This window comes from Alteromonas sp. H02 (genome assembly GCF_059682525.1).
In genome coordinates this window covers 2,569,010-2,587,575 of record NZ_CM185021.1, presented here as the reverse complement: position 1 = coordinate 2,587,575, position 18,566 = coordinate 2,569,010, and the positions used below count along the sequence as shown (strand labels likewise).

20 protein-coding genes are annotated in these 18,566 nt (G+C 47.1%); 13 read left to right on the top strand and 7 right to left on the bottom strand.

What is annotated here, in order from left to right:
* Positions 1–334: 334 nt before the first annotated feature.
* Both cynS and AC566Q_RS12030 read left to right on the top strand, forming a co-directional pair.
* A complete protein-coding gene (gene cynS / locus AC566Q_RS12035) occupies positions 335–784 on the top strand; it encodes a cyanase (protein ID WP_296052010.1) in 450 nt (149 codons plus the stop codon).
* Between the two features lie 196 nt (positions 785–980).
* Positions 981–2,183, top strand: coding sequence for an MFS transporter (locus AC566Q_RS12030; RefSeq protein WP_499617002.1), 1,203 nt, complete (start codon positions 981–983; stop codon positions 2,181–2,183).
* On the opposite strand, the gene AC566Q_RS12025 is transcribed toward AC566Q_RS12030, so the two are convergent.
* Positions 2,154–2,543, bottom strand: a complete 390-nt coding sequence (locus tag AC566Q_RS12025; protein WP_499616999.1) for a diacylglycerol kinase — start codon at positions 2,541–2,543, stop codon at positions 2,154–2,156. The genes AC566Q_RS12030 and AC566Q_RS12025 overlap by 30 nt on opposite strands.
* A gap of 152 nt (positions 2,544–2,695) precedes the next feature.
* Between AC566Q_RS12025 and AC566Q_RS12020 the strand changes: the two genes are divergently transcribed.
* Positions 2,696–3,826, top strand: coding sequence for a mechanosensitive ion channel family protein (locus AC566Q_RS12020; RefSeq protein ID WP_499616996.1), 1,131 nt, complete (start codon positions 2,696–2,698; stop codon positions 3,824–3,826).
* 37 nt (positions 3,827–3,863) lie between these two features.
* Here the strand turns inward: AC566Q_RS12020 and AC566Q_RS12015 are convergent, their stop codons facing one another.
* From AC566Q_RS12015 to AC566Q_RS11995, 5 genes are all read right to left on the bottom strand, one after another.
* The gene (locus AC566Q_RS12015; RefSeq protein ID WP_296051992.1) at positions 3,864–4,289 is read right to left on the bottom strand and encodes a universal stress protein; all 426 of its coding nucleotides are present in this window, start codon (positions 4,287–4,289) and stop codon (positions 3,864–3,866) included.
* Positions 4,290–4,406: 117 nt separating this feature from the next.
* Positions 4,407–6,038, bottom strand: coding sequence for an FMN-binding glutamate synthase family protein (locus AC566Q_RS12010; protein WP_296051989.1), 1,632 nt, complete (start codon positions 6,036–6,038; stop codon positions 4,407–4,409).
* 13 nt (positions 6,039–6,051) lie between these two features.
* Entirely contained in the window at positions 6,052–6,423 is a 372-nt protein-coding gene (locus tag AC566Q_RS12005; RefSeq protein ID WP_499616994.1) for a cation transporter dimerization domain-containing protein, read from the bottom strand.
* A 122-nt stretch (positions 6,424–6,545) separates the two neighbouring features.
* Positions 6,546–7,526: an IS5 family transposase gene (locus AC566Q_RS12000; protein WP_230237739.1), complete on the bottom strand. Its 981-nt coding sequence runs from the start codon at positions 7,524–7,526 to the stop codon at positions 6,546–6,548.
* 22 nt (positions 7,527–7,548) lie between these two features.
* Positions 7,549–8,136 carry a cation diffusion facilitator family transporter gene (locus AC566Q_RS11995; RefSeq protein WP_499616992.1) on the bottom strand — a complete coding sequence of 196 codons (588 nt, stop codon included), beginning with the start codon at positions 8,134–8,136 and terminating at the stop codon, positions 7,549–7,551.
* Positions 8,137–8,377: 241 nt separating this feature from the next.
* Here AC566Q_RS11995 and AC566Q_RS11990 point away from each other — a divergent pair, with 241 nt between their 5' ends.
* From AC566Q_RS11990 to bfr (AC566Q_RS11975), 4 genes are all read left to right on the top strand, one after another.
* Positions 8,378–8,848, top strand: coding sequence for a hypothetical protein (locus AC566Q_RS11990; protein WP_296051986.1), 471 nt, complete (start codon positions 8,378–8,380; stop codon positions 8,846–8,848).
* A 180-nt stretch (positions 8,849–9,028) separates the two neighbouring features.
* On the top strand, positions 9,029–10,591 hold the full coding sequence (locus tag AC566Q_RS11985; RefSeq protein WP_499616989.1) for a cation:proton antiporter domain-containing protein: 1,563 nt from the start codon (positions 9,029–9,031) through the stop codon (positions 10,589–10,591).
* 139 nt (positions 10,592–10,730) lie between these two features.
* Positions 10,731–11,207: a bacterioferritin gene (bfr, locus tag AC566Q_RS11980; protein WP_499616986.1), complete on the top strand. Its 477-nt coding sequence runs from the start codon at positions 10,731–10,733 to the stop codon at positions 11,205–11,207.
* On the top strand, positions 11,207–11,674 hold the full coding sequence (gene bfr / locus AC566Q_RS11975) for a bacterioferritin (protein ID WP_499616983.1): 468 nt from the start codon (positions 11,207–11,209) through the stop codon (positions 11,672–11,674). The genes bfr (AC566Q_RS11980) and bfr (AC566Q_RS11975) overlap by 1 nt, the downstream gene beginning before the upstream one ends.
* A 1-nt stretch (position 11,675) precedes the next feature.
* Here bfr (AC566Q_RS11975) and AC566Q_RS11970 read toward each other — a convergent pair whose 3' ends face one another.
* Entirely contained in the window at positions 11,676–12,143 is a 468-nt protein-coding gene (locus tag AC566Q_RS11970; RefSeq protein ID WP_499616980.1) for a hypothetical protein, read from the bottom strand.
* A gap of 228 nt (positions 12,144–12,371) precedes the next feature.
* Here AC566Q_RS11970 and ccoN point away from each other — a divergent pair, with 228 nt between their 5' ends.
* From ccoN to AC566Q_RS11940, 6 genes are all read left to right on the top strand, one after another.
* Positions 12,372–13,799 (top strand): cytochrome-c oxidase, cbb3-type subunit I, encoded by a 1,428-nt coding sequence (gene ccoN / locus AC566Q_RS11965; protein WP_123323713.1) that lies wholly within the window; start codon positions 12,372–12,374, stop codon positions 13,797–13,799.
* A gap of 12 nt (positions 13,800–13,811) precedes the next feature.
* Positions 13,812–14,417 carry a cytochrome-c oxidase, cbb3-type subunit II gene (gene ccoO / locus AC566Q_RS11960; protein ID WP_499616978.1) on the top strand — a complete coding sequence of 202 codons (606 nt, stop codon included), beginning with the start codon at positions 13,812–13,814 and terminating at the stop codon, positions 14,415–14,417.
* A gap of 1 nt (position 14,418) precedes the next feature.
* Entirely contained in the window at positions 14,419–14,580 is a 162-nt protein-coding gene (locus tag AC566Q_RS11955) for a cbb3-type cytochrome oxidase subunit 3 (protein ID WP_296049228.1), read from the top strand.
* A gap of 15 nt (positions 14,581–14,595) precedes the next feature.
* On the top strand, positions 14,596–15,552 hold the full coding sequence (gene ccoP, locus AC566Q_RS11950) for a cytochrome-c oxidase, cbb3-type subunit III (protein ID WP_499616975.1): 957 nt from the start codon (positions 14,596–14,598) through the stop codon (positions 15,550–15,552).
* A 144-nt stretch (positions 15,553–15,696) separates the two neighbouring features.
* Positions 15,697–16,188, top strand: a complete 492-nt coding sequence (locus tag AC566Q_RS11945) for a FixH family protein (protein ID WP_499616973.1) — start codon at positions 15,697–15,699, stop codon at positions 16,186–16,188.
* On the top strand, positions 16,188–18,566 hold the full coding sequence (locus AC566Q_RS11940; RefSeq protein WP_499616970.1) for a heavy metal translocating P-type ATPase: 2,379 nt from the start codon (positions 16,188–16,190) through the stop codon (positions 18,564–18,566). The genes AC566Q_RS11945 and AC566Q_RS11940 overlap by 1 nt, the downstream gene beginning before the upstream one ends.

The window sequence follows — 18,566 nt, the reverse complement described above, 5'->3', positions numbered from 1 at the left end:
ATTGTTCATGAACTAAAAAGCCGCTTCGTTGCGGCTTTCTTCATTTAGAGCTGACCCTGGCGCGCTAACCTGGTGCTTTACCAGGGTATCAATGCGCCATTATAGTTCATTAGTGCGGCCTAACGCCCCCTAAAAAAAGCCACACCTTTGTTTATTATAGCTTTATTAATATGGCATCGATAATGCTTTGGGTTAATGAACAAATTAATTCATAAACACGGTCTATGTGTTTGAGCAAAGACGCTCATGCTGTTCCAGCTTGCTGGAGGCGGTATGGGCGTTTTTTTGTGCCCAAAATTTAACAATGTTTAACACAATACAGGAAGCTATCACCATGATTACCGATCGTACCCAGGTTACAGCAATCATTCAGTCTGCCAAAATTACTAAGGGCATTAAATGGTCTGAAATCGCCGAAGTTGTAGGGCAGTCAAAAGAATGGAGCACTGCCGCGTGTTTAGGCCAGATGGCTATGACTAAAGAGCAAGCCGAAGGTGTTGGCGCCCTGCTCGACCTGAGCGATGAAGCCGTTGCCTGGTTACAAATTGCCCCGTATAAAGGCTCATTGCCCACCGAAGTCCCAACCGATCCATTAATCTATCGTTGGTATGAATTGGTTAATGTTTACGGCACCACCCTTAAAGAGCTTATCCATGAAGAATTTGGTGATGGCATCATGAGTGCTATCGACTTCTCCATGGATTTACAGCGTGAGGAAGACCCCAAGGGCGACAGAGTTCACGTAGTGATGTCAGGTAAATTCCTGCCCTACAAAATGTATTAAAGGTTTCATTGGCTGTTCCCGGCCGGTTTCGCAACCTAACACCGTTTAGGTTGCGCCTTTTTTCCCTATGGGTGGTTAATTTAAACCTAAAATCTGTTATTCCTGACCTAAGTTAGCCCACAGCGTCGAGCGAATCTGTTAGCATATCGCTACTTTATTAATGGCTTCAACGCCCTGCTCCCCAATATTTCCCATAATGACGCAATCTTCGGTTTTTACATCTCGCTTTGTCTGGTTTTTGTTTGGACGCGGTATTTTTAGTGCCATTGAATCAATCATGGCAGTGGCTTTTGCCTGGCATTTGTATGAACGCACCGGTGATCCCTTCGATTTAGCACTGGTGGGGTTGTTCCAGATTGTGCCGGTATATTTACTCTTTCCGATTACCGGCTGGGCCGTTGATCATATTTCCCGCAGTAAAATTCTACTGGCGGGCGCTACCATGCAGCTCGCCGTGCTCAGCGGTTTCGCTCTCTTGATGATGACCCCGGAGTTTAATAAATGGTACCTGCTGGCCTTAATTAGCTTACATGGTTGTGGTAAAGCATTCATGTCGCCGGCATTACAGGCAACGTTACCTAATCTGGTTCCGCCCCATCACTTAAACCAGGCTGTGGCTATCACCAGTACCGTCTGGAATATCGCGCTAACAGTTGGGCCATTTGTAGCCGGGATTTTAATTGCCTTGTTAGATCGCCATATCTACTGGTTATTAGTGGCCGCTGCCCTTGCTACCCTTACCTGCTTTTATCAGATCCCGACCATGGGGGCTGCTAACACCGGCAAAGGGAAAAGAGACCTTCTTGGCGGTTTACGATTCGTCAGACACAATCAAATAGTCCTGGGCAGTTTAAGCCTGGATCTGTTTATTGTGTTACTGGGTAGTGTGGTGGCGTTGCTACCAGTGTATGCGGCAGACATTCTGAAAGTCGGTCCCGAAGGGCTGGGATTTTTGCGCGCTATGCCAGCAGCGGGTGCAGTATTAATGGGCATTTATCTCTCCCGATTTAAAACCGAATTTGACAATACAGGCAATACGTTGTTTGTATCACTGGGCGTGTTTGCCCTATCCATTATTACTTTTGCTTTGTCTGATACTATGTGGCTGGCTGCCGCTGCGCTATTTGTTTATGGTGCGTCAGATATGATAAGTGTGGTGATCCGCGGTGCGGCGGTGCAATTAAATACCCCGGATGAACTGCGCGGACGGGTGAGTGCGGCCAATTCTATTTTTATCGCCTCTTCTAACCAGCTTGGCGACTTCCGTGCCGGTGCGGTAGCCGCGGCGGTAGGCCCGGTAGCAGCTACCCTGGCTGGCGGAGCCTGTGCAATGGTTATTGCCGTAGGCGGCGCAGTTTGGTTTAAAGACCTACGACGCTTGAAAAAGATCGAAAATTAACGGGTACAGGATAGTTGCCCAGCAAAACAGCGCCAGCATAATGGCCACGAACACCGCTGCCGAACCAATATCTTTGGCCTTGCCGCTGAGCTCATGAATTTCAGGGCCTATTCTATCCACCACGGCTTCTACTGCGCTGTTAAGTAACTCAACAATAATTATCAGTAGCAAACAGCTCACCATCAATACCCGCTCTACTGCAGTCACGTCCAGCCACCAACTCAGTGCCACGCCACATACCAGTAAAGCCAGCTCCTGCCGGACTGCGGGTTCACTCAAAAAAGCCGCTTTCAGCCCTTTCAGTGAATACCAGGTTGCATAATATAACCGTTTAATGCCGGTAACTTTGGTGACAAACATCGCTGCTCCATGACTACTCTGCGTATTACGCCGGACTACTTTATAACACAAACTTACGCCGCAAAAATGAATGTGTGGTGTACAGATTGCAAGAATAATTATTGGTTGCTTTTCTGTAGTGTAACGCAATTAGACTAAGGGAATCTTAAGTCATGGAATTTATTGATGTTTTGACAACAAAGCAAAGTATGGTTGCCGGCGCTTGCCTGGCCATTATCGTGATTCTGTTCATCGCAAAACGCCTTTTTCTGGTGCGTTTACGCGCCCAGATGCAGCAACAGGACAGCGAACATAATCATTTTTATCTGGTACTTATTCTCGCACTTAACGCCCCCCTCAACCTTACTATTCTCACTATTCTGCTGTGGCTGGGTCGTTATGGTGTCACCATTACCGGGGTGTTGCCCAAAGAAGATACCGAAATTCTCGGCCATATCATCAAAGCAATGGTCATCATCACCCTTATTTTGTTTATCGAACGCTGGGTAACCTACGCTATTAAAGTGTATGCCTCCCGTTCACCATTACTGAACAATACCCGCAGTATCGCCAGTGGCGCCATCCGAGCCATACTGATTGGGTTATGCATACTGCTGGTACTGGGCTCCCTTGGCATATCCGTTACGCCTTTAATTGCCTCTTTGGGGATCACATCGTTAGCGGTTGCCTTAGCATTGCAGCCTACTCTGGAGAACTTCTTCTCCGGTGTGCAAATCCTTATCGACAAGCCTTTTCGCATTGGAGATTTCATTGAACTGGAAAGCGGTGAACAAGGCTTCGTCGATAAAATTGGCTGGCGTTCAACCTGGATTAAAATGCTGCCCAATAACATTGTGATAGTGCCAAATAGCAAAGTCTCCCAGTCGAAAATTATAAATTACTACTATCCTGAAAAGGAGCTTTCTGTTCCGGTAGAGGTTGGGGTGCACTATAATTCGGATCTGGAGTTTGTCGAGAAGGTCACCCTGGAAGTGGCCAATCAGGTGCTGCTGGACCACGAATGGGGCGTTGAGTCTTACGACCCTTTTGTGGTGTATCACACCTTTGATAAATCCAGCATTAACTTTACGGTGATGCTAAGAACCAAAGAGTATTTCAATCGGTATTTTGTTAAATCGACGTTTATTAAAGCACTGCACAAGCGTTTTAATGAAGAGCAGATAGTGATTCCCTTCCCGATTACCGCGCTTAACTTGCAGCAGGAAGGCGCCGAAAACGTCATGGCAGGCAGGTATGCCGAGCAACTTAATGCCGGTCATTCCGAATCTACCGAAGGTCAGTAAAACCACCACACAGCCCGAGTGGGCTGTGTGGGTGCATTTAGACTTTTACGGCCAGCAAATCACATTCAATGCCGTGCAACACAGAATTAGCTGTGGAGCCAAGCAGCAATTGCACGCCACTTTGGCCATGAGTGCCCATAACAATTAAATCGGCACTGAGCTTTTTCGCCATTTCGTGGATTTCTTCGGCGGCAGAGCCAATTGCCACGTGCAGATGGGTACGTGGAATACCGTGTCCATCAGCAATTCCCTGCAGTTTTTTCAGTGCCTGTTCGCGAACTTCTTCCGAGAAATCACGTTCCAGAAATAAGCCGTAGGGCTCAAAATTAGTTTGTGGATAGGCCACATATATCAGATTTATCTTGCCTGCTGAGCCAGCCAGCTCCAGGGCTTTTCCAACCACTTTACTGTGCTCGTTAGCAAACACATCAATTGCTACTAAAACGCTATTATAACCACTCATTGTCAGCCTCCTTGTTTGGCTGTTTTGTTAATCTTAGTGTAGTACATCTGCACGATGACTATTTGATGTTTATCAATAAATTAAGTTATCTGTAAAAGCCACTTAGCGTTGCCGTCGTTAAACCGACTGGGTTTCATGGTCTACTTCTGCCAGGGTATTGGTCGGTTTGAATGTTGAGGCGCAGGCCTCTTTTAAATGCAGCTGGTAAGCTTTGGGGGCATCATCTTCATCCAGAAAACTGCCCGGACTGATTAATGGGAATATTTCGTCGTAACGTAACACCGTGTGCTGATCGACCCGACGGAAAATGTGGGTGCGATTTAAGTGTTCAGTGCTGCTGTGTCCGGTGGACGATAAAATATCCACCATCGCCAGGATGGTCTTTTTATGGAACGTCGCTACCCGGTGGCTTTTATGATTCACATCCAGGCCTTTATAAAGCTTAGGATCCTGCGTAGCCACGCCGGTTGGGCAGGTATTGGTGTTACATGAAAGAGATTGTACGCAGCCAATGGCAAACATCATTCCACGGGCGCTGTTACACAGGTCTGCTCCCAGAGATAGATTTTTTACAATCTGAAAAGCGGTGATGATTTTGCCTGAGGCGATAATCTTAATACGATCCCTAAGGTCAAATCCCACCAGAGCATCATCAACAAACGCCAGGGCTTCTCTCAGTGGAAAACCAATTGAGTTTGAGTACTCCAACGGTGCAGCACCCGTACCACCTTCCCCGCCATCCACAGTAATAAAATCCGGCGTGATACCGGTTTCCTTCATGGCCTTACAGATAGCCAGAAATTCACTTTTACGGCCCAGCGCCAGTTTGAAACCGATGGGCTTACCGCCAGATAACTCACGCAATTTTTGAATAAATTCGAGCATTTCTATGGGCGTGTTAAAGGCGTTATGGGTGGGCGGTGAAATCACATCCTCACCGGCAGTCACGCCGCGGATGCTGGCAATTTCCTCGCTGTTCTTGTGAGCGGGTAAAATACCACCATGGCCAGGTTTTGCCCCTTGCGACAGTTTGATTTCTATCATTTTGACTGCTGGCAGCTTCGCTTTTTCTTCAAATTGCAGCGCATTAAAGCGGCCATCTTTGGTACGACAACCAAAATATCCGGTACCGATCTGCCACACAATATCACCACCGTTTTCCAGGTGGTAAGGAGTGAGCCCGCCCTCCCCGGTGTTTTGGTAAAAACCGCCCAGGGCGGCGCCTTTATTGAGTGCCATAACGGCATTTTTACTCAGGGCACCAAAACTCATAGCAGAAACATTAAGAATACTGGCGGCATAGGGCTGTTTACAATCCGGTCCGCCAATGATCACCCGTGGATCATCATCCAGATCTTCGGCGCTTAACGCCGATAATGAATGGCCGATCCATTCATAGCCCGATTTGTAAGTATCGATTTGAGTGCCGAACGGAACGCTGTCCATACTGCCTTTAGCACGCTGATACACGATCGAGCGAAACATCCGGCTAATGGGTCGGCCGCTGGTTTCGGTTTCCAACAGGTATTGTTGAAAAAACGGCCTGAAATCTTCAATGATCCAGCGCATTCTGCCAATCAGAGGAAAATTTACCAATAAAGAGTGTTTGTGCTGCCGGGCATCGTAAACAGCAACTCCCAGTAGCCCGCCGGTTAACAACACCAACCACCCTAAACCTGGGAGCCAAAGGCTAAGTAAAATACTGAGTACCAACGCTGCAATCAGATAGGTAAAAATTAGCTGTCGCACATCAACTCCTTGATTATGTTGATTTAGCAGGTTCTATATGAATGATGACATCATACAGCTCAAACTCTTCTTTGAGGCGGTCTTCGAACGCATGAGACAGGGCATGCGCCGCAGTAAGTGACAGTTCAGGGTTTATTTGCAGGGTTAAATCACATATCACCTGCTCCCCCATTGCCCGACTGCGAATATCCGTGACGCCATCGATCTCCACAAACTCACTGACCACCCGGGCCAGTTGCTCAGGCGAAAATTGCTCAGCGGTCACATCCGCATCTACCAGTACCGGCAAAGCCTGTTGAAACAACTCCCAGGCCAGCTTGCCAACAACGATGGCAACCAGCAAACAAAACAGGGTATCTAAGGAAACTGCGAATAAGTCCTGCAATTTAGTTCTTGAACCAGCCTTTGCACTTACCGTCTAATTTTTGAACGCTAAAATTTCAATTTCGGCAAATATACTGCCGTTTTAGGCCTGATTTCGGCCTTATTCCGGGTTATTCCCGGATTTCAGATAGATCTTGGCTGTCGCCTTAACATCTGGTCTACTTTAAACAGGTTCGCTAAGGTGAATAACATGGCTAACTGTGAGTCATTTTTCATCAGCCCTTTATAACGTGCTTTGATAAAGCCAAACTGACATTTGATGATCCGAAACGGATGCTCCACTTTTGCTCTGATGCTGGCTTTTAAGTATTCGATGTTAATGGCCGTTTTGTTTTTGCGAGGATGCTTTTTCAGTGCCCGGACTTTTCCGGGGCGTTCAGCAATCAGCCATTCCACATTCGTATCTTGCAACTCTTCCCGCATCGAAGCGCCCTGATAACCGGCATCGCCGGAAACGAATTCTTCTTCGCCATGCAACAGGTTCTTCAACTGGTTCAGGTCATGCTCGTTTGCGGCGGTGGTCACCAGCGTATGGGTGAGGCCACTCTTGGCATCCACACCAATATGGGCTTTCATACCGAAGTGCCATTCATTGCCTTTCTTGGTCTGATGCATATCAGGGTCTCGTTCATTCTTTTTGTTTTTAGTGGAGCTGGGTGCTTCAATAATCGTCGCATCCACCAGTGTACCCTGCGTCATCATCACACCGCAGTCAGACAGCCATTGGTTGACCGTTTTGAATAATTTGCGAGTCAGCTTGTGCTTTTCCAGCAAGTGCCGAAAGTTCATAATGGTAGTGCGGTCTGGAATGGCTTTATCCAATGACAGTTGCACAAACTGACGCATCGAGGCAATTTCATATAACGCATCTTCCATGGCTTCATCACCGAGGCTATACCATTGCTGCATACAATGAATGCGAAACATGGTCTCAAGCGCGTACGGACGTCTACCATTGCCAGCTTTAGGATAAAAGGGTTCAATCACTTCCAGCAGTTGAGGCCACGGCAGCAGTTTATCCATTCTGGATAAGAATATCTCTTTACGAGTCTGGCGGCGCTTGCTGGAAAACTCACTATCGGCAAAAGTTAACTGTTGGCTCATGGGCGGTAATGGCTGTGATTTACTATGCAGCTATGATCTCACATCGGGGACTTATTCGCATCTTCCCTAACCAATAATAGCCCATTGCCGCCAACTGCCACCCTACCAATACGGCAATGGATGTCAGCACGTCGCTGAACGTATGTTTGGCATCGGCGGCGAGGAGTTTTGAACCGAGTTTTTTAGCCTGGCGGCCTTCCCACTGGCTCAGAGTAAAATTGACCATAATGGCCAGAATAAGAATGCCTAGTCCGGCATAACTTTGCTGAACCACCTGTCCATGATTTTCATAGGCATAGGCTACTAATTCAAAGGCCACCACGCTAAGCAGTACTGCCAGAATAAATATCGCCAGGTATTCAAACTTCTGGTGACCATACGGATGAGAGTGATCCGGTGGTTTATGACTGATCCGCAGTGCCACCACAGCAATAATGTTGTTGGTTAAGTCAGTCAGTGAATGGAGTGCATCGGCGAGGATCACCGAAGATTGGGTGACTAGGCCAATGACCAGTTTCACCAGACACAATAACAGGTTAACCGACCCTTCGATGATAAGTACGCGAGTGATGGCGCGGTTTTTTGACGTTTCCTTACTGGCTGCTGACAACTGACTTCCACCTTATTCCGTCAAGTAAATTTACAGCGCGAATCATACAGTTAAACGCAATAAATGTGCAAAACGCTTAAATAGACGTCAAATATTTGACTTTTGTAGCATTGCGTGCTCAATTAATCACCTGTAACATCGGTCTGAGAAATCGGTGTGTTTACGATTCTTAACATCATAATAATCCATAAATATAAATTCTGGCATTAAATCAGTCGGATAAAATAATAAGTGCGCAAAAATGGAAAAATTAGAAACCGTAAAACGATTAGTTCGTCAGAACAATTATAAAGACAACGACATTACTTATAAGCAATGCCAGGAACTCGGCGTTACTGTTAACCGTGTTGGTCTGGAAATATTTGCTCGCAAACTTCGTACCATGGACAGAGCCGATGAGATCAACGCTCATAAAGAGCAATCAATGGCTGCTCAGAACGAATCCAATGGCTCTGCACACTCAGCGCTGTCTTTTGAAAAGTCTTCTTACCTACCCGGTTCTTTCGAACAGAATCACTCCTCGTCAGCTCACTACTCTAACGTAACGCCTTTAAACAAAGCTGAGGTTCGTCGAAAACCGCTGTCTGTTGATCCAAACGAACGTAAACGCGAGATCACGTTTGAGCTGGGCACCATTAAGGTTCGCGAATATGAATTGTTACAGGAACTGAATATTCTGGAACACAGTGAGAAATTGGCCGAAGCGCATTAGCGCTTGCTTTAGGCGTTGCTTTTACACTTTTAAGTACCCTGAAGTTCTGCTCAGGCCAGTTTGTCGCCCTAAGACCTTGGTATATCGGCATGGCTTGGCGGGAATTTTTGCGTACTGGCTTTGCCAGCCATTGAGTTATCGTGATATTTTGTACTGAAACCAGTCTTTCGATAGCATTTAATGGAATATATATTTTTACTCTTCGCTTTTGTTTGCGGTCTGGGTGTAAAACTTATCGGCATCCCGCCGTTAGTTGGCTATCTTGTTGCCGGGTTCCTGCTTAACGCATTTGGTTTTTCTGCCACCCCCGCCATTACAACGTTCGCCAATCTGGGCATTACCATTATGCTGTTTACGATTGGCCTTAAACTAAATTTGAAAGATTTATCCAAACGGGAAGTCTGGGCCGGAAGTATTGCTCATACGCTGTTGTGGGTGGTTGTGATAACTGCGTTTTTAATAGCTGCCGGCGCGGTTTTGAGTGCATTAACCGGTCAGATGGACTGGCAATCTGCTGCCCTGATTGCTTTTGCCCTGTCGTTCAGCAGTACTGTTTGCGTTGTAAAGGTCCTTGAAGAAGCGGGAGAATCAAAAACCCGCCATGGCAAGCTGGCTATTGGTGTGCTGGTTATGCAGGATATCTTTGCCGTGGTATTTCTGGTTGTTGCAACCGGTAAAATTCCCAGTTTGTGGGCACCGCTGTTATTGTTGATTATTCCACTAATGCCTGTTTTGAAACGCGTTCTTAATCAGTCCGGTCACGGCGAGTTATTGCCTCTTACCGGATTTATTTTTGCCCTGGGCGGATATCATTTATTTGAACTGGTTAATATTAAAGGCGATTTGGGCGCACTTATCTTTGGGTTGTTATTTGCTCCCCATCCGAAAGCGTCGGAAATGGCAAAGTCCCTGCTTGCGTTTAAAGATCTTTTCCTGATTGGTTTTTTCTTATCCATCGGGCTAACCGCACTACCAGACATTAACATGCTCATGATGTCCGGTCTGCTGGTGCTTATCATTCCAATAAAATTTATGCTTTTCTTCTGGTTGTTTACCCGCCTGCAACTGCGTGGTCGTACAGCCTACCTCGGTGGTTTGGTGCTATCTAACTACAGTGAATTTGGCCTTATCGTTGGTGCGTTGGCGGTGAGCCTGGGCATGATGGGTGAAAAATGGCTGGTGGTACTGGCGGTAACTACTTCAATTTCGTTTATTTTTACCAGTATTGTGTACCGTTATTCACACAGTATTTATCAGCGCATTAAAGAGCCGGTGAAAAAGCTGGAGAGTCCGGTCCGCCTTAAAGAGGACATTTACCCTGAAATCACCCGCGCCAAAATTCTAGTGGTTGGCCTTGGTAGGGTTGGTATAGGTGCTTTTACGTCGTTAAACAAGATTGCGGATTCCCGCGTATGGGGAATGGATGCCGACCGCACAAAAATACAGCGGATGCGCAGAGACGGCATGAATGTGATCAATGGTGACGGTGAAGACATTGACCTGTGGGAAAACCTGGATATCCGTCATGTACAGTTGGTTCTGCTGGCCCTCCCGTCTATTGAGGATGCCATCAACATTACCAAGCAGCTAAAAAATGCAGGTTACAGCGGTAAGATAGCCGCAATTGCCCGCTATGAAGACGAAGTGTCTGCTCTGGCCGATAACGGTGTTGATAAAGTGTTTAACTTTTTTACTGAGGCCGGGCTGGGTTTTGCCGAGGAAAGTTTGTCTTTAGTTGAGTAATCAAGGTGTTACGCCAAATACTAACAAAGGACAAACCGATAATCGTTATCATTTGTATGTGACTGTTTTTTATAGAAAAACTTGATATGCTGTACAATACCACCTAGACTTAAGCCATTAAACGCTCAGGAATCAGATTATGCAAGGCGATAAATCGGTAATTGCCATACTAAACGAAGTGTTAACCAGTGAGTTGACCTCGATCAATCAGTACTTCCTTCATGCCCGTATGTTTAAAAACTGGGGCCTGGAAGAACTCAATGAGAAAGACTACAAAAAGTCAATTAAAGACATGAAACAAGCCGACGAACTCATTGAGCGCATTTTGTTTCTGGAAGGTCTGCCTAATCTACAGGCGCTGGGTAAGCTGTATATCGGTGAGCACACCGAAGAAATGCTTCAGTGCGATAAGAAATTTCAGGAAGAGCAACTTCCCCTGCTCCGCAAGGCAATTGCCCTGTGTGAGGAAAAACAGGATTATGTGAGTCGCGATATTTTGGAATCGTTGCTCGAATATGAAGAAGAACACTTAGACTGGATCGAAACCCAGGAATACCAGATTGAAAACATGGGTATCGAGAACTATCTGCAAGCGCAAGTAATGGGAGACGACTAATGCAGGGTAATCAAAAAGTCCTTGACGGCCTCAACGAACTGCTCTCATACGAGCTAGCGGCGATGGATCAGTATTTCATTCATGCACAGATGTACCTCGATTGGGGCTTCAATAAATTGTATGAACGCATCAATCATGAGTTTGACGATGAGAAAGGTCATGCCACCAAACTTATTGATCGTATGCTGATGCTTGAGTATGCGCCGGATATGACTCAGCGTACCGGCTTTAAAGTGGGTAAAGACGTACCAGAAATGCTCGAAAGCGATTTACGCGTAGAGTACGAAGTAGGTGCTAAATTAAAAGATGTAATCGCTGTATGCGAGGAAGCCCAGGATTACGTTACGCGTGACTTTTTAGTCGAACTGCTCGACGACACCGAAGTAGACCACGCACATTGGCTTGAACAACAGCTTAAGCTGATTAAAATTCTCGGCTTACCTAATTACCTGCAGTCTCAGATGTAAGCTACATCTGTGTAGTATAAAATACCCAAACCGGCTCCGGCCGGTTTTTTATTGTGATCACCATTTGCCATTGCATGGTGGGTTCTGAGCAAGCTCCCAGCATAAACCAACCGCGCCATTGCCGACTACCCTCAGCCTTAAGTGGTACCGGAATTTTACCCATAAACATATTCACGCCTTCAATGTAAGCTGAGTCTATTTGTAGCCCCTCAGGCAATGTCACAGTGAGTGGGATTTGTTCTTCGATTGTCGGCAAACGATCCATCATTACCATCAGTGTACCTTCTGGTAGTTCAATTTCACAAGAATTACCAGCCAGCCAACATGACGTTTTATTATCAGGCTTATAGTTATTATTCTCGCTAAGAATATTCACCATTCCGACCACTACCGCAGTTAGCAGAATTACCGCAAAAACAATGACATGTTTAACCCTATGCAATCGCTCAAATGTTAATTTTTTGATCATTAATATCACTATTTTGTAAATGTCAGTTTTTCTTTATTGACTAGGATCAAGCGCTCCTAGTTTATGGTATCTTTTTATTATTAAAAACTTTATTATCCGCGGTACCAACTGGCCTGTAGACAATAAATCACAAACTATAGGCTTCAGGGGATGTCCGCAACCTCACCTGAAATACGTTAGTATCACGGTTGGAAACCCTTTTTTAAAAGAAGTGGAAGATTCATTACAATGAGTGAAATAAGCCAAGCACAGCCAGATTACAACTATAAAGTTGTACGGCAATTTACCATTATGACCGTTATTTGGGGTATTGTGGGAATGAGCCTTGGGGTATTTATTGCAGCGCAATTATTTGCCCCGGCCCTGAACTTCGACATTCCATGGTTAACCTATTCTCGCCTACGTCCTTTGCACACCAACGCCGTAATTTTTGCTTTCGGTGGTTGTGCATTGTTCGCAACCTCCTACTACATCGTTCAGCGTACATCTCAGGTTCGCTTGTTCAGCGATAAACTCGCCGCCTTTACTTTCTGGGGTTGGCAGGCCGTTATCGTTGCCGCAGTGCTGACCCTGCCTTTCGGTTATACAACCAGTAAAGAATACGCAGAGCTGGAATGGCCAATCGATATCCTGATTGCCCTGGTGTGGGTTGCTTACATCATTAACTTCTTCGGAACCCTTGCTATTCGTAAGGTATCGCACATTTATGTAGCGAACTGGTTCCTGGGTGCCTTTATGTTGACGGTTGCGGTGTTACATATTGGTAATAGTATGGCGCTTCCTGTTTCATTCATGAAATCCTATTCAATGTATGCTGGTGCCGTAGATGCCATGATGCAATGGTGGTACGGTCACAACGCGGTAGGCTTCTTCCTGACTGCGGGCTTCTTAGGCATGATGTACTACTTCGTACCTAAGCAGGCCGGACGTCCGGTTTACTCGTACCGTCTGTCAGTGGTTCACTTCTGGGCGCTGATTTCACTGTACATCTGGGCGGGTCCTCACCACTTACATTACACTGCCCTGCCTGACTGGACTCAGTCTTTAGGTATGGTTATGTCTGTGATCCTGTTCGTACCGTCCTGGGGTGGTATGATCAACGGTATCATGACGCTGTCTGGCGCATGGCACAAACTGCGCACCGACCCTGTTCTGCGTTTCCTGATTGTTTCTCTGTCTTTCTACGGTATGTCTACCTTTGAAGGCCCGATGATGGCAATCAAAACAGTAAATGCGTTATCACACTACACTGATTGGACCGTAGGTCACGTACACTCTGGTGCACTGGGTTGGGTTGCCATGGTATCCATTGGTTCAATTTACCACCTGATCCCGCACCTTTTCGGTCAAAAAGCAATGTACTCAACCAAACTGGTTAACGTTCACTTCTGGTTCGCTACCATTGGTGTGGTGCTGTACATCGTAGCAATGTGGATGTCTGGTGTTCTGCAAGGTCTGATGTGGCGTGCAGTTAACGCAGACGGTACCCTGACTTACAGCTTTGTTGAGTCTCTGGAAGCGTCTAAACCTTTCTATGTTGTGCGTTTCGTGGGTGGCTGCTTCGTTGTTGCCGGTATGTTAATCATGGCTTACAACACTTACAGAACAGTAAGTGCACCGAAAGGTAGCCTGGTTCCAGAACCAGCCGCAGCATAAGGAGTAGTAGCAATGCGTAATCCACATGAATTAGTCGAAAAGAACGTTGGTCTGTTAACCGTTCTTATCTTAGTTGCAATCAGCTTGGGTGCTCTGGTTCAGATCACGCCGCTGATGTTCCAACAGCAGGTAATGGAACCGGTGAAAGGCCTTAAGCCTTACACGGCCCTGCAATTAGAAGGTCGTGATATCTACATCCGTGAAGGTTGTGTAGGTTGTCACAGCCAGATGATTCGCCCATTCCGTGCTGAAACCGAACGTTATGGTCACTATTCAGTGGCTGGTGAGTCAGTATGGGAGCACCCGTTCCTGTGGGGCTCCAAGCGTACTGGTCCTGATCTGGCCCGTGTTGGTGGCCGTTACAGTGATGAGTGGCACCGCGTTCATTTGATTAACCCTCGTGATGTTGTACCTGAGTCAAACATGCCAGGCTTCCCGTGGTTAGCAGAAAACACGCTGACCGGTGAAGACACCGCTAAGAAGATGGAAGTATTCCAGACGCTGGGCGTGCCTTACACAGAGGAAGACATCGCAGGTGCACAGGCGGCAGTAAAAGGCAAAACCGAAATGGAAGCCCTTATTGCTTATCTACAATCCCTTGGCACATACCTGAAATAGTATGGACCAGGGTACTGTAGGCAGCATTTTTACTGTCATCGTCTTCGTCATATTTATGGGCATTGTGTGGTGGGCATTTAGCGGTCGAAACAAGAAAAAGTTCGACGAGGCCGCTAACCTCCCCTTTGCCGACGAAGACCAAGAAGAATCAAAGAAAGAATAGCGGGAGTTAACACTCATGAGCATGTTTTGGACAATTTGGATCTCTGTGATCACACTGGGAACCATAGTCGGAAGTTACTTGCTGTTACGTTGGAACCTGACCAACTACACCGGCCATCCGGAAGGCGAGTCAATGGGACACGAGTTTGACGGGATTGTTGAAATCAACAATCCGCTGCCAAGATGGTGGACCATTCTGTTTTACATCACAATCGTATGGAGTTTCTTTTACTTAGCTCTGTATCCTGGTTTAGGTTCCTGGGAAGGATTCTGGGGCTGGAAGAGCTCTAACCAGAATGTACAGTCTTTAGAAGAATCAGCTCAGGCACGTATTGAAGCGAAAGAAGAAGGTTATCTGGTTCAGTATGACCGTGAATTAGACTTTGCGGCTGAAAAATTTGACCCAATCTTCGAAGCGTACGCTCAGGTACCGGTAGAAGAACTGGTTAAAAACGAAGAAGCGGTTAAAGTGGGTCAGCGTCTGTTTATGCAGAACTGTTCACAATGTCACGGTTCAGATGCCCGCGGTAACATGGGCTTCCCTAACCTGACTGACGATGACTGGCTGTATGGCGGTTCGGGTGCCAAGATCAAAGAAACCCTGACTAACGGTCGTATTGCAGCCATGCCTGCATGGATCGACGCTATGGGTGAGCAAGGCATTAAAGAAACTGTTGCTTACGTGCTGAGCCTGAGTGGTCGTGAAATGGAAGAAAATCACGATGTACTGGCCGAAGCTGGTAAAGCCCGCTTCATGGCATGTGCAGCCTGTCACGGTATGGACGGAAAAGGTAACCAAATGCTTGGCGCGCCTAACCTGACAGATAACATCTGGCTGTACGGTGGCTCTGAGCGTGCTATCACCGAAACTCTGACCTACGGTCGTAACGGTGTTATGCCTTCGTTCAAGAAAACACTGGGTGACAACAAGATCCACGTAGTAGCTACTTACGTGTACAGCTTGTCTAACTAAGATTTTAAAATATAATGCAAAAGCCTCGTTTTTTACGGGGCTTTTTTATTCACCACTAGCGTAATATCAATTCGCATAAAGCCCTGATCAGGTGTTATCCGAATTCGTATTAATCGTTCCATAAAGTTCATCGGGAATGCAGTAATGGAAAAAACCGATACCAAACCCTGGTATAAATACTTCTGGCCGTGGTTTCTAATAGCCGTGCCGGTTTCATCATTTGTTATGGCCTATTTCTTAGTAAATTTTGCCGCCAACACCGAAGATTCATTGGTAGTTGACGATTATTACAAAGAAGGTAAAGCCATTAACGCCAGCATGGCAAAGGTAGAAGAAGCCCGCCGGTTACGGATCATGACCGACCTAACGGTTAACGAAGGCCAGATTGCGCTGGAATTTCATAGCGGTATTCCCAGCACCGGTAACGCCCTTAAGCTCAACTTTTATCACGTCACACTGCAGGAAAAAGACTTCTCGCTGCTGTTAACCCGCGATGCAAAAGGGATTTATCGTGGCTTTACCGAGCAGGACACCAACGGTAAATGGCGCGTATCTCTAACGCCTATCGATGACAGCTGGAAAGTACAGCAGGAAGTCTCTCTGCCTCGTAAAGATAAGATTCGATTCGTTCCCTAATGAACGTTACCGCCATCGAATGCTACCACTGCGGGTTACCGGCAGAAGCAGACAGCCCCTATCATGCCACTATACTCGGTAAAGACCGGGTTATGTGCTGTCCCGGTTGTCAGGCGGTAGCCGAAGCCATCGTCGACAATGGTCTGGAAGATTATTATCAGTTTCGCACCGAACCGGCTGCCCGGGGTGATACTGAATTTCAGGCCACGCTGGGAAAACTGGCGATGTATGACGACCCTGCCCTGCAGGAAGACTTCGTTATTGATGAAGGAAATAACAAGCAAATTCAGCTCACGGTAGAGGGGATCACCTGTGCGGCTTGTGGCTGGCTGATAGAAAAGCAACTGGCCAGGGTAAACGGCATCAACCAGGTTTCCGTGAATGTTTCGGAGCGCCGGGCTGCGGTTACCTGGTCTGACGAAGTTATTCATCTGAGCGGCATCTTGAAGGCGCTTAAGAAAATAGGCTATGCAGCACTGCCATTTCAGCCGGATCAACATGAAGCCTCTTACCAGAACGAACAAAAGCAGTTTCTCAAAAAACTGGGACTTGCCGGGCTGATGACCATGCAGGTCATGATGTTAATGACGGGCCTGTATTTTGATTTGTTTGGTGCTATCGAAACGGAAACCCGCCAGTATTTTTATTGGGTTGCACTGGTTCTTACTACGCCGGTGGTTTTTTATTCCGGCAGTACTTTTTACCTGGGGGCAATAAAAGCCATCAGTGCCCGTACAGTTAATATGGATGTGCCGGTGACTATCGCCGTTTTCGGTACCTATATTGCGGGGATCAAATCTACGTTGCTGGAAACCGGTGACGTGTATTTTGAATCCATCTGCATGTTTATCTTTTTGCTGCTGCTAAGCCGCTACCTGGAGCACCGCTCCCGTCATCGGGCAACGCAGATATCTGCCAATATGATGCAGTACATCCCGGTTACCGCTCACCGGCTGAGCGATGATGGCAAAGTTGAACCCTGCCTGGCAAAACACCTTGCCGTGGGCGATAAGGTACTGGTGAAAGCGGGTGAAACCATTCCGGTCGACGGCCGCATTATCGAAGGCGCTTCAGCCATTGATGAGTCCATGCTCACCGGGGAGTTTGAGCCGGTCCTGAAAGAAACTGGCGCGGCGGTATTTGGTGGTACGGTGAATCAACAAAATACCCTCACCATAGAAGTGCATCAGCAACTCAAATATGCACTGGTAAATCAGGTTATACGCCTGCAATCCACCGCCATGGCCAACAAGCCCAAAGCGGCGCAAATGGCAGATTCGTTTTCCCGTTATTTTGTTGTGGCGGTATTAGCGATTAGTGCCCTCACCTTTGCTTACTGGACTGTACAGGGTAACAACGAGGCATTCTGGATAGCAATTGCGGTACTGGTAGCTACCTGCCCCTGCGCGTTGGGCCTGGCTACGCCATCGGCGCTTACCTGTGCCATGGCCAGACTCAACAAACAGGGAATATTGCTCAAGCGCGCCGATGCGCTGGAGCAAATCACCGGTATCGATACCATTGCCCTGGATAAAACCGGTACCCTCACCGAAGGTAAATTCGGCATTGCCGATCGCTGGTTTGCGGATCCAACGCAGGCGGAGTATCACTTTAATGTAACGGCAAGCCTTGAGGCTCGTTCTGAACACCCTATCAGTAAGGCATTTTCTGCCAGCGAGTCATTTGCGGTGAGTGAATTTGAAGTCACTGCCGGCGGCGGTATTCGTGGCTCGGTAGAGGGTAAACAATACCTGCTCGGCTCAGCCACGTTTACCCAGGCAGACCCGTCTGCTGTACCGGTAAGCGCCAATGTGTACCTGGTTTGCAATGGCGAGTGCCTGGCGGCCTATGAAGTTACCGACAGTCTTAAGAGCGATACGGCTGAAACCCTCGCTGGGTTAGACAGCTTTCAGTTGGTGCTATTAAGTGGAGATACCCAGCAGAATGTTGATAAGCTGGCCGCTAAGCTGCCCCTGGCAGTGGCCACCGGTGAATTAACTCCACAACAAAAATATCAGGCGGTGCAAAAACTGCAGGCTCAGGGACATAAAGTCATGATGCTGGGTGATGGTATTAACGATGCGCCGGTACTGGCCAGTGCGGATGTTTCGGTTGCGGTGGGTAATGCCACTGATATTGCCCGCAATGCGGCGGACGTTGTGTTGTTGAGCGAGTCACTCAGCACCGTACCAGCACTGGTGGATATTGCCGCAAAAACCCGCCGCAAAATCCGCCAGAATATTTTCTGGGCGCTGGGCTACAACCTGCTTATTTTACCTTTTGCAGTTTCCGGCCTGCTGTTGCCGTGGATGGCCGTGATCGGTATGTCATTAAGTAGTATCATAGTGGTCTCAAACTCGACCCGATTATTAAAGTAA